The sequence below is a fragment of the Sphingomonas sp. 2378 genome (genome assembly GCF_038084995.1).
GTDB lineage: Bacteria > Pseudomonadota > Alphaproteobacteria > Sphingomonadales > Sphingomonadaceae > Sphingomonas.
Genome location: NZ_JAXCMJ010000003.1, coordinates 116,300 through 129,771, shown reverse-complemented (window position 1 = coordinate 129,771; position 13,472 = coordinate 116,300). Strand labels below are relative to the sequence as shown.

The following is a 13,472-nucleotide window of genomic DNA, read 5'->3' as shown; positions in this document are numbered from 1 at the left end:
GATTGGGCCCCGCGAGACGATTGATGCGTTATCGCGCCCGCATCATGGGGAACAGGCATGACGATCATCGTCCATCATCTGGAAAACAGCCGGTCGCAGCGTATCCTCTGGATGCTGGAGGAACTGGGGCTGCCCTATGACGTGAAGCGCTATGAGCGCGATCCCAAGACGATGCTGGCCCCGCGCGAGTTGCGTGCCGTGCATCCGCTTGGCAAATCGCCGGTGATCGAGGATGACGGCATGGTGATCGCCGAGACGGGGGCGATCATCGAATATCTGGTCGGCAAGGGCGATGGCCGCCTGGGACCGCCCGCGCATCGGGAAGCCATGCAGCGCTGGCGCTTCTGGCTGCATTATGCCGAGGGATCGCTGATGCCGCCGCTGTTCGTCCTGCTCGTGCTCAGCCGCATACCGGTGATGGGCAAGGCCGCGATCAAGCGCTTCCGGCCGATGATCGACCGTCATCTCGACTATATCGAAAGCGAATTGCAACGCGCGCCCTGGTTCGCGGGCGAGCAGATGACCGCCGCCGACATCATCATGAGCTTCCCGCTGGAGGCCGCTCGCGCCCGGGCCGGGCTGAACGAAAGCCGCCCGGCGACGATCGCGTGGCTGGAGCGGATCCATGCCCGCCCCGCCTATCAGGCCGCGCTCGCCAAGGGTGGGCCCTATGCCTATGCGTGAGGGCGGAGGCTGGGGTTCACCCCATGCCCTGCCCATCGCCACTTACGTAACGTCGCCAAACCGCAAAGGATGGTGACGATTCGGCGCACCATCCCCCGCGCGAACGCCCTCAATGCCCCCCGATCTGCCGAAAGCTGTCCGGTGCCGGCTCGGCGGGAGTCCCCGATGGCGCCCGCAGCGATTCGACATCCACCGGCTCGGGCGGATCGAGCGGGCCTTCCCATTTCGCGATGACCGCACTCGCCACCGCGTTGCCGATGACGTTGGTCGCCGAACGCCCCATGTCGAGGAAATGATCGACCGCCAGGATCAACAGCAGCCCCGCCTCGGGAATGTTGAACATCGGCATGGTCGCCGCGATCACCACGAGCGAGGCGCGCGGCACGCCCGCAATCCCCTTCGACGTGACCATCAGGACCAGCAGCATCGTGATCTGCTGCCCGATCGACAGGTCGATGCCGTACGCCTGCGCGATGAACAGCGACGCGAAGGTCATGTACATCATCGAGCCGTCGAGGTTGAACGAATAGCCCAGCGGCAGCACGAAGCTGGCGATGCGCGGCGGCACGCCGAACCGGTCCAGCCCCTCCAGAATGCGCGGATAGGCCGCCTCGGACGACGCGGTCGAAAAGGCCAGGATCAGCGGCGCGCGGATATGCGCGATCAGGTCGCGGATGCGCGGCCCGATGAACAGCGTGGCGATACCGAGCAACACGCACCACAGGAGCAACAGGCCGAGATAGAAGCTGCCCATGAAGATGGCGAGCTTGCCGATCACCGACGGCCCCTGCTCGATCAGCGTCCCCGCCACCGCCGCGAACACCGCGATCGGGGCGACGCGCATGACGTAATCGGTGACCTGCAACATGACGGCGACCAGCGCATCGACCGCGCGCACCAGCGGCGCGGCGCGCTCGCCGACCGCCGTGATCGCGACGCCCAGGAAGAGCGAGCCGATGACGATCTGCAAGACCTCGTTGGTCGCCATCGCCTCGATCAGCGAGGCGGGGACGAGGTGGGTGACGAATTTCTGCAGGTCGAACCCCGCCTTCACCACGCCGCTATCGGCGGTGACGGCGGGCAGCGGCAGGTTCAGGCCGACGCCAGGCTGCAACAGATTGACGAGCAACATGCCCAGGCTGAGCGAGACGAGGCTGGCCGAAATGAACCAGGCGAGCGACCGGAAACCGATCCGCCCCAGTGCCTTGGTATCGCCCATCTGTGCGATGCCGGATACCAGGGTCGCGAAGACCAGCGGCGCGATGATCATCTTGATCAGGCGCAGGAACAGGCCGGTGACGATCGCAAAATATTTGGCGATCGTCGTCAGTTGCGCGGTCGCCGCCGCGCTGCCGTCGTCGAGCGACAGGTTGATCGCAAGCCCGACGATCAGGCCCAAAACCAGCCCGATGAAGATGTACAAGGTCAGCCGCTTGGCCATGCATCCCCCAATATAAGTTCCACGCGCGAGCCAAGGGCATTGCGGCGCTCAGGTCAAGAATTCTATCGTCCGGCCATGCAGACCCTGTTGTCCCGCCGCGCGCTGGTCGCGGCCGCCGCCCTGCCGCTTCTGATCCGTCCGGGGCTGTTGCGCGCTGCCGAGCCCGATCTGGCGGGATTGTCCGATATCACGGGCGGGGCGGTGCCGATCGGGCCGGAGGAGCGCGCGCGGCGGCTGGCGCGGGCGCAGCAACTGATGAAGGCGAACGGCATCGGCGCGGTGCTGATCGAGCCGGGATCGAGCCTGGTCTATTTCACCGGCGTCCGCTGGGGCCGGAGCGAGCGGCTGACCGCCGCGATCCTGCCGGTCGAGGGCGAGCCGTGCATCGTCACCCCCTTCTTCGAAGAACCCTCGGTCCGCGAGACGCTGGCCGTGCCCGCGGAGGTGCGGGTGTGGCAGGAAGACCAGAACCCGCTCGCCATCGTCGCGGGCTTCCTGCGTGATCGCAAGCTGGCAGGGCGTCCGGTCGGCATCGAGGAGACGGCGCGCTTCTTCGCCTTCGATGGCTTGCAAAAGGCTTTGCCGGACGCGCGCTTGGTATCCGCCAATCCGATCGTGCGTGGGTGCCGGATGGTGAAGACCCCCGCCGAGATCGCATTGATGCAGGTGGCGACCGATGTGACCATGGCGGCCTATCGCTGGCTCCACCGCCGTGTCGAGGCGGGGATGACGGGCGCGGAGATCGGCGCGCTGATGAGCGCCGCGACCCGCAAACTGGGCGGCAACCCGGAATTCAGCATGGCGCTGATCGGTGAAGCCTCCGCCTATCCGCATGGCAGCAAGCAGGTGCACAAGGTCGCCGATGGCCAGGTCGTCCTGATGGACTGCGGCTGTACGGTCGAGGGTTACCAGTCCGACGTCTCGCGCAGTTGGGTGCATGGCACGGCCAGCGCGGAGCAGCGCAAGGTCTGGGACACGGTTGCACGCGGGCAGCAAGTGGCACGCGCGGCGGCGAGGATCGGCGCTCCGGCGGGAAGCATCGACGATGCGGTGCGGCGTTTCTACACCGCGCAAGGGTTCGGCCCCGACTATCGCCTGCCCGGCCTGTCGCACCGGACCGGCCACGGTATCGGCATGGACGGGCATGAGCCGGTCAATCTGGTGCACGGCGAGGCGACTCCGCTGGCCCCCGGCATGTGCTTTTCGAACGAGCCGGGGCTGTACCTGCCGGGCAAGTTCGGCATCCGGCTGGAGGATTGCTTCCATATGACCGAGAACGGGCCGGTCTGGTTTTCGCAGCCGCCAAGGTCGATCGAGGTGCCGATCGGGTGATCGACCAACTGGAAGATCAGGGCCATGCGCTCTGGCCGTCACGGCTGAACGAGCGCGAGCGCGCCGAACTGGCGGCGCTGTTTGCCGACTGGCCCGCCGGGCGTCCCGGACAGCGGATCGACCCGGCGCGTGCGGGTGCTCTGTCGGGCGTGCGCCGACTGATCGCGGACCGGGCTTCGGCCATGCGCCCCGTCCGTGCGCTGCTGTTCGACAAGACGGACGATGCGAATTGGGCGCTCGCCTGGCATCAGGATCGGACGGTCGAGGTCGCGGAGCGGCGCGAGGTCGACGGCTTCGGCCCATGGACCGTCAAACAGGGCAGGGTGCATGTCGCGCCGCCGGTATCGCTGCTCGAACGCATGATGACGGTGCGCTTTCACCTCGATCCGGTGGATGCCGACAATGCGCCCCTGCTGGTCGCGCCGGGGTCGCATCGGCTGGGTCTGATCCCGGAAGCGTCGATCAATGACGTGGTTGAGCGGTGCGGCGAGGCGATGGACCTGGCGGAAGCGGGATCGGTCTGGCTGTACCGGACGCTGATCCTTCACGGCTCGGCCCGATCGAGGCCGGGGCGGCATCGCCGGGTGCTCCAGATCGACCTGTCGGCGGACGACTTGCCCGGCGGGTTGCGTTGGGCAAGCGATGCGGAAACTGCGGAAACTGCGGAAACTGCGGAAACTGCGGAAACTGCGGAAACTGCGGATGCGACGGAGCGCCCCGAACGCGCGGGCGCTTGAGCGCGCGTGAAACCTCGCCTAAGTCGCTTGGCCATGACCTCGACCAACGACATTCGCCGCGGCTTTCTCGACTATTTCGGAAGTGAAGGGCACCAGATCGTCCCTTCCGCGCCGCTCGTGCCGCAGAACGACCCGACGCTGATGTTCGTCAATGCGGGCATGGTGCCGTTCAAGAACGTGTTCACCGGGCTGGAATCGCGTCCCTACTCCACCGCCACCAGCTCGCAGAAATGCGTCCGCGCCGGGGGCAAGCATAACGATCTCGACAATGTCGGCTATACCGCGCGGCACCATACCTTCTTTGAAATGCTGGGCAATTTCTCGTTCGGCGACTATTTCAAGGAACAGGCGATCACCCATGCCTGGACCCTGCTGACCAAGGTCTGGGGCATTCCGGCCGAAAAGCTGACCGCCACCGTCTATCACACCGATGACGAGGCGTTCGACCTGTGGAAGAAGATCGCCGGGCTCCCCGAGCACAAGATCATCCGTATCCCGACCAAGGACAATTTCTGGGCGATGGGCGAGAACGGGCCGTGTGGTCCGTGCTCGGAAATCTTCTACGACCACGGCGACCATATCTATGGTGGCCCTCCCGGCAGCCCGGAGGAGGATGGCGACCGATTCGTCGAAATCTGGAACCTCGTCTTCATGCAGTTCGAGCAGGAAGCCAATGAGATCGTCGGCGAACTGCCCAGGAAGTCGATCGACACCGGCATGGGACTGGAGCGGATCGCCGCCGTGCTCCAGGGCGTGCATGACAATTACGATACGGACACCTTCAAGGCGCTGATCGCGGCGTCGTGCGAACTGACCCACACCAAGGCTGAGGATGGCCAGAAGGCGTCGCACCGCGTGATCGCCGACCATCTGCGCTCGGCGGGTTTTCTGGTGGCGGACGGGGTGCTGCCCGCCAATGAAGGGCGCGGATATGTTCTTCGCCGGATCATGCGCCGGGCAATGCGTCATGCGCATCTGCTGGGTGCCAAGGAGCCGTTGATGCACCGGCTGGTCCCGGCGCTGGTGTCGGAAATGGGCGCGGCCTATCCCGAACTGGTCCGAGCGCAGCCGCTGATCGAAGCGACCTTGAAGCAGGAGGAAACCCGTTTTCGCCAGACGCTGGACAAGGGGTTGAAGCTGCTCGACGAAGCGACGGCGGGCATGGCTCCGGGCGCGACGCTGGCGGGTGAGACGGCGTTCAAGCTCTATGACACGTACGGCTTTCCCTATGACCTGACCGAGGACGCGCTGCGCGCGCAGAATCTGTCGGTCGACCGGGCGGGCTTCGACGCCGCCATGGCCGAGCAGAAGCGCGCCGCGCGCGCCGCGTGGAAGGGCTCGGGCGCGAAGGCGTCGGATGACGTCTGGTTCGACATCGCCGAAGAGACGGGTTCGACCGAGTTTCTGGGTTACGCCTCGGACACCGGCGAGGGCGAGGTGCTGGCGCTGGTCAAGGACGGTGCGCGGGTCGATAGCGCCGGTGCTGGCGAGAGCGTCGCGATCATCGTCAACCAGACGCCCTTCTATGGCGAGAGCGGCGGCCAGGTCGGCGACAGCGGCACCATCTCCAGCGATACCGGCTTGAAGGCGGTCGTCACCGACACCTCCAAGCAGCTTGGCCGCGTGTTCGTGCACAATGGCCAAATTCAGGAAGGCGGGATCAAGGTCGGCGACAGCGTGAAGCTGGCCATCGACACCACCCGCCGCGCCGCGATTCGCGCCAACCACTCGGCGACGCATCTGCTGCATGAGGCGCTTCGCCAGCGGCTGGGCACCCATGTCGCGCAGAAGGGCTCGCTGGTCGCGCCGGAGCGTCTGCGCTTCGACTTCTCGCAGCCGGTCGGCATGACCGCCGACGACATCGCCGAGGTCGAGACACGGGTGAACGAGCAGGTGCGCGGCAACGGGCCCGTCGTCACCCGCCTGATGACCCCCGACGAAGCGATCGAAATGGGCGCGATGGCGCTGTTCGGCGAGAAATATGGCGACGAGGTCCGCGTCGTGTCGATGGGCGAGGATGCCGATGGCACCTACTCCCTCGAACTCTGCGGCGGTACGCATGTGAACGCGCTGGGCGAGATCGGCGTGTTCAAGATCGTGTCCGAAGGCGCGGTGTCGAGCGGCGTCCGCCGTGTGGAGGCGCTGACCGGCGAAGGCGCGCGGGCCTATCTGTCGCATCGTGACGACATGCTGAAGGCCGCCGCCGCGACGCTGAAGACCACGCCCGACGACGTGCCCGCGCGCATTGCCGCGCTGGTCGAGGATCGGCGTCGCCTGGAGCGCGAACTGGCCGAGGCCAAGAAGGCGCTCGCCATGGGCGGCGGGGCCGGTGGCGCGGCCGCCGGGCCGGAGCAGATCGGCGATGTCGCGTTCATCGGCCAGGTGCTCGACGGCTTCGAGGCCAAGGGACTGCGCGGCGCGGTGGACGATGCCAAGCAGCGTCTGGGCGGATCGGGAGTCGCGGTGATGGTCGCGGTGAATGACGGCCGCGCCTCGGTGGCGGTCGGCGTCACCGACGACCTGACGGCCAGGCACAATGCGGTCGAACTGCTGCGCAAGGCGGTGGCGGCGCTGGGCGGGCAGGGCGGCGGTGGCCGTCCCGACATGGCCCAGGGCGGCGGCCCGGATGGCACCAAGGGGGCTGAGGCGTTGCAGGCGGTTCGGGACGCTCTTGCAGGCTGAAGCCATATCGAAGGGAGCAAGCGATGCGAAAGACCATTTTGAAGGCTTTGACATTGCTTGCTTCTTTTGTCGGGGCATCGAGCGGTGCCGTCGCGCTGGCGCAGAGCGGCGCGACGGCGAGCGACCCGGTCGTCGTGACCGCGCGACCCTTGCCGGACCGGCGGCAGACTCTACGCTGGTTCGGTTCGATCTCTGGCTATCCCTCCGGTGACGAACCGCTGGCCCGCATGACCGAGCCCTTGTGCATCGCCATTTCCGGAATGTCGGCGAAGGTCGCGGTCCCGATCGCGAACCGCATTCTGGAGCATGCCGAGCGGCTGGGAATCAGACTGGGCGGCGACAAATGCAGCCCCAATGTCCTCGTCCTGTTCGTCGAAAACGGGGCCCGGCAGGTCGCCTGGCTTGCCGATCATCGTCCGGGCGTGTTCGGCACCCTGTCCGCGCATGAGGTAGGCACGCTGGTCCGCGACAAGGGACCGGTCCATGCCTGGAGCCTGACGGCGATCACCAGCCGCGATGGCGATCCCCTGATCCAGATCGGCGGCGGCGTGCCCACGCTGCGCATTCCGACCGCCAGCCGGATCAGCCTGTCCACCAAAGCCCATATCGCCGCCGCCCTGGTGCTGATCGACAATGGTGCGGCGGATGGAAAGACCGTCAACCAGATCGCCGATTACACGACGATGCGGCTGCTTGCCCAGGTCCGCCCGCGCAAGGGCGAGGGCGTGTCCACCATATTGTCGCTGTTCGATGGCGACGGCGCCGCGCCGGAGGCGATGACGCCGTTCGACTGGGGGTATCTGCGCGGGCTCTATTCGGGTCCTGGCGACCGCCGCCCCATGTTCCAATATGCCGCGATGGCGCGTTTCGTCGAAGAGGAAACGGCCAAAGGAGAGGCCAAGCCGTGAGTACCCCCAACGGACGTCGCGACCTGACGGCGGGGCCGATCGGCAAGACGCTGCTGCTGTTCGCATTGCCCACTCTGGGGTCGAGCGTGCTGCAATCGCTGAACGGCTCGATCAACGCGATCTGGATCGGCCAGTTCCTGGGCGAGCGCGCGCTGGCGGCGACGACCAATGCGAATATCATCATGTTCCTGCTGGTCGCCGCGACCTTCGGCTTCGGCATGGCGGCGACGATCCTGATCGGCCAGAATATGGGGCGGCGGGATGTCGAGGCGGTGCGCCGGGTGCTGGGATCGGCGCTGGGGCTGTTCGTGGTGATCTCGACCGCGACGGTGGTCGTGGGCTGGCTGGCCGCGCCTGCCATCCTGCGCGCGCTGGCGACCCCGGCCGAGGTCTATCCGCTGGCGCTCGCCTATCTCCGCGTGATCTTCGTCGCGATGCCGCCGGGGTTCATCGGCGTGCTGCTGACCATGGCGTTGCGCGGGGTGGGCGATTCGATCACGCCGTTGAAGTTCATGGCGCTGGGCTCGGTGCTCGACGTCGTGCTGAACCCCGTCTTCATCCTGGGGCTCGGCCCCGCACCGGCGCTGGGGATCGAGGGGTCGGCGGTGGCGACGCTGATCGCCAATAGCGGATCGCTGCTGGCGATGGTGATCTATCTCTACGCCAAGGATCTGGTCATCCGGTTGCGCGGCGCCGAGTGGCGCTATCTGGTCCCGACGCCGACGCTGCTCAAGACGATCGTGGTCAAGGGCTTTCCGATGGGGCTCCAGATGCTGGTCGTCTCCACCTCCGCGCTGGCGATGATGGGGCTGGTCAACCGGCACGGCACCGCGACCACCGCGGCTTACGGCGCGGCGAACCAGCTTTGGACCTATATCCAGATGCCCGCCATGGCGGTCGGCGCGGCGGTCAGCGCGATGGCGGCGCAGAATATCGGGGCGGGCCAGTGGGACCGGGTCGACCGGATCACGAACGCGGGGCTTCGGATGAACCTGCTGCTGACCGGCGTGCTGGTGCTGGCGGTGACGCTGCTCGACCGGCACGTCCTGTGGCTGTTCCTGGGCAGTGAGCGGGAGGCGATCGGGATCGCGACGCGGATCAACCTGATCGCCGGGTGGAGCTTCATTCTGTTCGGCGTGTCGATGGTGCTGGCGGCGACGGTGCGGGCCAATGGCGCGGTGGTGGGACCGCTCGTCATCCTGGCGATTTCGATGTTCCCGGTCCGCTTCGGCCTCGCCAACCTGCTGGAGCCCAGCCTGGGGGCGGACGCGATCTGGTGGAGCTTTCCGGCAGGCTCGCTCGCCTCGATGGTCATGACGATCGGCTATTATCGCTATGGCGATTGGCGCAAGGGGCGAATGGCCGTGGCCGACAAGCAGGAATGCGAGGAACAGGCGCTGGCGGAAGGGCAGCCGACCAACAAGGCGATGCCGGTCGGATAGTCGCGGGCGGGGATGCCCCTCCACCACCGCGTCGCGGCGGTCCCGCCTCCCCATCGATGATGGGGAGGATGGGTTACTCCGCCGGGGCCATCACCTCGATGATGCCGGGCGCGATCCTCGCGGTGACGGGGGTGCGGGCCAGGACCTCGCCGTCGATCGAGATGGGCAGCGGCGGGATGCTGTTGAGCCGGATTTCGCGTCCCCGGAACTCGCGCACCTTTTCCTTGCGATAGTCGCTGTGCAGGACACTGGCCGCCCAGTTGACGAGCAGGCGGCGCTTCACATGGCCGCACACCGCCTGCACCACGATTTCGCCCGAATCGACCGCTGCCGATTCCACCAGTTCGGTGCCGCCATGGTATGGGCCGTTGGAAATACGCACCTCGACCACCCGCAGCCGCTCGCGCTTGCCGTCCTGCTCGACGATCAGCGTGAAGGGGCGGAAGCGCAGGAACTGATAGGCCGCCCAGCCCAGATAACCGAGCCGCCCCGCCACGCGCTTCAGACCGTGCGGCACGGTCTCGGCGATCTTGGGGCTGATCCCCATGGCGGCGCAATTGGCGTAATAGTCGTTGTCGATCATGCCCAGGTCGATGCGGCGCGGACGACCGGTGCGGATCACCTCCACTGCCCCCTCGATGTCGAGCGGGATGTTCAGTGACCGCGCGAAGCTGTTCGCGGTGCCGAGCGGCAGGACGCCCAGCATGACCTCATGCCCGACCATCAGGTCCACGAGCCCGCTGATCGTCCCGTCGCCACCGCCCAGGATCAGCAGGTCTGGCTTGGCGGCCAGCAATTCGCGAACCGTCGGCTCCAGATCCTCCGGGTCCTCGATCGCACGGGCATCGACGGGGTAGGGGAGGCCGGACATGGCGGCACAAGCCTGTCGGAACAGAGCCTGTCCGCGCCGCGATTTGGCATTCACCACCATCGCGGCCGATCGTATCTCTCTCACCCTCATATCCTTTCGCACCCGGAACGCTTTATCCAACGCTTGGCAAGCGCGGTACGATCCCCCAAATGCCATAAGCATGACCGCATCCTTTCCCGCGCTTCGCCTTCGTCGTACCCGCGCCTCCGACTGGAGCCGTCGGCTGCATGCCGAGAATGTGCTGACCCCCGCCGATCTGATCTGGCCGCTGTTCGTGACCGAGGGGCAGGGGGTGGAGGAACCCATCGCCAGCCTGCCCGGCGTATCGCGCTGGTCGCTGGACGGGATCGTGGCGCGCGCGCGCGAGGCGGCGGAACTGGGCATTCCGTGCCTGGCGCTGTTCCCCAACACGCCCTCACACCTCCGCACCGATGACGGGCGCGAGGCGCTGAACCCCGACAATCTGATGTGCCGGGCGATCGCGGCGATCAAGGATGCAGTGCCGGAGATCGGTGTGCTGACCGATGTCGCGCTCGATCCCTATACCACGCATGGCCATGACGGGCTGGTCGATGCGGCGGGCTATGTCGTCAACGACAGCACCGCCGACGCGCTGGTCCAGCAGGCCCTGACCCAAGCGCGTGCCGGGTCGGACGTGATCGCGCCGTCGGACATGATGGACGGACGCATCGGCCTGATCCGTGCCGCGCTGGAGGCGGAGGGCTTCGTGAATGTCCAGATCATGGCCTATGCCGCGAAATACGCCAGCGCCTTTTACGGGCCGTTCCGCGACGCGGTGAATACGCGCGGTCTGCTGAAGGGGGACAAGCGCACCTATCAGATGGACTCGGCCAATGCCGAGGAGGCGCTGCGCGAGGTCGCGCTCGATCTGGCCGAGGGCGCGGACAGCGTCATGGTGAAGCCGGGTCTGCCCTATCTCGACATCATCCGCCGGGTGAAGGACGAGTTCCGCGTACCGACCTTCGCCTATCAGGTGTCGGGCGAATATGCGATGATCGAGACGGCGGTGGCCGCCGGGGCCGCCGACCGCGACGCCATGGTGCTGGAGACGCTGATGGCGTTCAAGCGGGCGGGATGCGCGGGGGTGCTGACCTATCACGCCGCCCATGCCGCGCGTCTGTTGAACGCCTGAGCCCGGCACGGGAGTGATCGCCCGATCGTCCGGCCTGCCCGCGCGCGCGCTGTTCGTCGCGACGATCCTGACCGGATCGTTCCTGCTGTTCCTCGTCCAGCCGCTGGTCGCGCGGATGGCGCTCCCCCGGCTGGGCGGCGCGCCGGCGGTGTGGAACTCGGCGATGTTCGTCTATCAGGCGCTGCTGCTCGGCGGCTATGCCTATGCCCATGCGCTCGGCCGGTGGCGACCGCGGGTTCAGGCGGGCATCCATCTGGCGTTGTTGGCGGGTGCGGCGCTGTGGCTGCCCATCGGGTTGATGGCGGTCGAACTGCCATCCGATGCGGAGCCCGCCTTGTGGGTGCCGTGGCTGCTGGGCCTGTCCATCGGGCCTCTCTTCTTCGCGGTGTCGGCTCAGGCCCCGCTGATCCAGCGCTGGTTCGCGCTCGCCGAGCCGGGGCGTAACCCTTATGCGCTCTATGCGGCCTCCAATCTGGGCAGCTTTGCCGGGCTGATCGCCTATCCCCTGCTGGTCGAGCCGATGATGACGCTTCACGGGCAGAGCCGGTTGTGGAGCGTCGGCTATGCCCTGCTGGCGGTCATGGTGCTGGCCTGTGCGACGCGGCTGCCGAGCGGGCAGGATCGGGAGAGGGTGGAGGCGCCCGCCTCGTTGCCGCCGGGATGGCGGAAGGTGGCGCTGTGGACCGCGCTGTCGGCGGTGCCCTCGGGTCTGGTGCTGGCGACCTCGACCTATATCACCGCCGATATCGTGGCGATGCCGCTGCTCTGGGTGCTGCCGCTGGGGCTGTATCTGTTGAGCTTCATCATCGCCTTCGCGACGCGGCGCGCGGCGGCGGACACGCTGACCCGGATCGCGCCCGTCACCCTGTTGCTGTTCGGCGGGGTCATCATGGGCGGCTATCCGGGGCGGCCCTATTTCAATGTCGTCGTCGCGCTGCTGCTGCTCTTCATGGTGTCGGTGGCGTTGCACACCGCGCTCTACCGGGCGCGACCGGCGGTCGATCGGCTCACCGGCTTTTATCTGTCGATGGCGGTCGGCGGCGCGCTGGGCGGCGTGTTCGCCGGGATATTGGCGCCGGTGCTGTTCGACTGGACCTATGAATATCCGCTGCTGATCCTGGCGGCGGGCGTGCTGATCCCGCAGCAGTTCATGACCATGGGGCTGCGCCATGCATGGCTGCGGCATCGCCGCGTCATGCTCGTCGCGCTGATCATCGTCATCGGCCTGTTGCTCGGCCTCAGGCTGCTCGGGCAAGCAGCGTGGTTCGGGGAGGAGCGGCAGGGGCCGATCTTCCTCGCGATCGCGCTGCTCGCCTTCCTGACGATCGGCGCGCGGACGGGTTTTGCCCTGTTGCTGGCGGCGGCGTTGGTGCTCTTCGGCGGCTATCGTGCCCTGTCGCTGTCGATGGAGCGCGACGCCCGGATGCGCAGCTATTTCGGCGTCTATACCGTGCGCGACGAGGTCGGTCGCCGCGAACTGGACCATGGGTCGACCGTCCATGGCATCCAGCTACGCGGATCGGAGGCGCGCGAGCGGACGCCGACCACCTATTATGCCCCCGATTCCGGTGTGGGTCGGGCCATGCGCGCCGCGCCCGCCATCTTCGGACCCTCGGCACGGATCGGCGTGGTCGGGCTGGGGACCGGAACGCTCGCCTGCTATGCCAGGCCGGGGCAGAGCTGGCGCTTCTACGAGATCGATCCGGTCATCGTCCGTATCGCGCGCGACACCGGCCAGTTCAGCTATCTGCGGCGCTGCCTGCCCGATCCGGTCATCCGCATTGGCGATGCGCGTATTCGCTTGGCCGCCGAGGCGAGCGACAGCTTCGACCTCCTCGCGCTGGACGCCTTCTCCTCCGACGCCGTGCCCGCGCATCTGCTGACGCGCGAGGCCTTCGCCACCTATGGGCGGGTGCTGTCGCAGCGCGGGCTATTGCTGGTCCATATCTCCAATCGTTTCGTCGATCTGGAGCCGCTGGTGGCCGCCGCCGCGCGCGACGGCGGCTGGGCGGTCGGCAAGCTGGCCTATATCCCCTCGGACCTGGACGAGCAGGAGTCGGCCACCACCTCGGTCTGGCTCGCCCTGTCGCGCGATTCGGGCGTGCTCCGCGCGCTGGAGGCGAGGGGCGGCGACTGGAAAGCCGCGACCGCTCCGCCAGGCCTTGCGCCCTGGACCGACGACTATTCCAGCGTCCTGCCCTTCATCCGGCAGTTCTGAGCGG

Annotated in this window: 10 protein-coding genes; 8 read left to right on the top strand and 2 right to left on the bottom strand. The window is 67.2% G+C overall.

Annotation, left to right across the window (positions count from 1 at the left end):
- The first annotated feature begins 57 nt into the window (after positions 1-57).
- Positions 58-684 (top strand): glutathione S-transferase family protein, encoded by a 627-nt coding sequence (locus SM191_RS02815; RefSeq protein WP_306999988.1) that lies wholly within the window; start codon positions 58-60, stop codon positions 682-684.
- A 109-nt stretch (positions 685-793) separates the two neighbouring features.
- Here the strand turns inward: SM191_RS02815 and SM191_RS02810 are convergent, their stop codons facing one another.
- Positions 794-2,125, bottom strand: a complete 1,332-nt coding sequence (locus tag SM191_RS02810; RefSeq protein WP_341504893.1) for a dicarboxylate/amino acid:cation symporter — start codon at positions 2,123-2,125, stop codon at positions 794-796.
- A gap of 75 nt (positions 2,126-2,200) precedes the next feature.
- Between SM191_RS02810 and SM191_RS02805 the strand changes: the two genes are divergently transcribed.
- From SM191_RS02805 to SM191_RS02785, 5 genes are read left to right on the top strand one after another with little or no spacing between them, the layout of a single operon-like run.
- Positions 2,201-3,457, top strand: a complete 1,257-nt coding sequence (locus tag SM191_RS02805; protein ID WP_341504892.1) for a M24 family metallopeptidase — start codon at positions 2,201-2,203, stop codon at positions 3,455-3,457.
- Positions 3,454-4,194 carry a phytanoyl-CoA dioxygenase family protein gene (locus SM191_RS02800; protein ID WP_341504890.1) on the top strand — a complete coding sequence of 247 codons (741 nt, stop codon included), beginning with the start codon at positions 3,454-3,456 and terminating at the stop codon, positions 4,192-4,194. Before SM191_RS02805 ends, SM191_RS02800 begins: the two co-directional genes overlap by 4 nt.
- Positions 4,195-4,227: 33 nt before the next feature.
- Complete coding sequence (gene alaS / locus SM191_RS02795) at positions 4,228-6,876, top strand: alanine--tRNA ligase (protein WP_341504889.1); 2,649 nt, start codon at positions 4,228-4,230, stop codon at positions 6,874-6,876.
- Between the two features lie 23 nt (positions 6,877-6,899).
- Entirely contained in the window at positions 6,900-7,784 is an 885-nt protein-coding gene (locus SM191_RS02790; RefSeq protein ID WP_341504887.1) for a hypothetical protein, read from the top strand.
- The gene (locus tag SM191_RS02785) at positions 7,781-9,226 is read left to right on the top strand and encodes an MATE family efflux transporter (protein ID WP_341504886.1); all 1,446 of its coding nucleotides are present in this window, start codon (positions 7,781-7,783) and stop codon (positions 9,224-9,226) included. The genes SM191_RS02790 and SM191_RS02785 overlap by 4 nt, the downstream gene beginning before the upstream one ends.
- Before the next feature lie 73 nt (positions 9,227-9,299).
- On the opposite strand, the gene SM191_RS02780 is transcribed toward SM191_RS02785, so the two are convergent.
- Complete coding sequence (locus tag SM191_RS02780; protein WP_445949803.1) at positions 9,300-10,157, bottom strand: diacylglycerol/lipid kinase family protein; 858 nt, start codon at positions 10,155-10,157, stop codon at positions 9,300-9,302.
- Between the two features lie 100 nt (positions 10,158-10,257).
- Between SM191_RS02780 and hemB the strand changes: the two genes are divergently transcribed.
- Both hemB and SM191_RS02770 read left to right on the top strand, forming a co-directional pair.
- The gene (hemB, locus tag SM191_RS02775) at positions 10,258-11,250 is read left to right on the top strand and encodes a porphobilinogen synthase (protein WP_341504884.1); all 993 of its coding nucleotides are present in this window, start codon (positions 10,258-10,260) and stop codon (positions 11,248-11,250) included.
- Positions 11,251-11,263: 13 nt separating this feature from the next.
- Complete coding sequence (locus SM191_RS02770) at positions 11,264-13,468, top strand: spermidine synthase (RefSeq protein WP_341504883.1); 2,205 nt, start codon at positions 11,264-11,266, stop codon at positions 13,466-13,468.
- Positions 13,469-13,472: the final 4 nt, after the last annotated feature.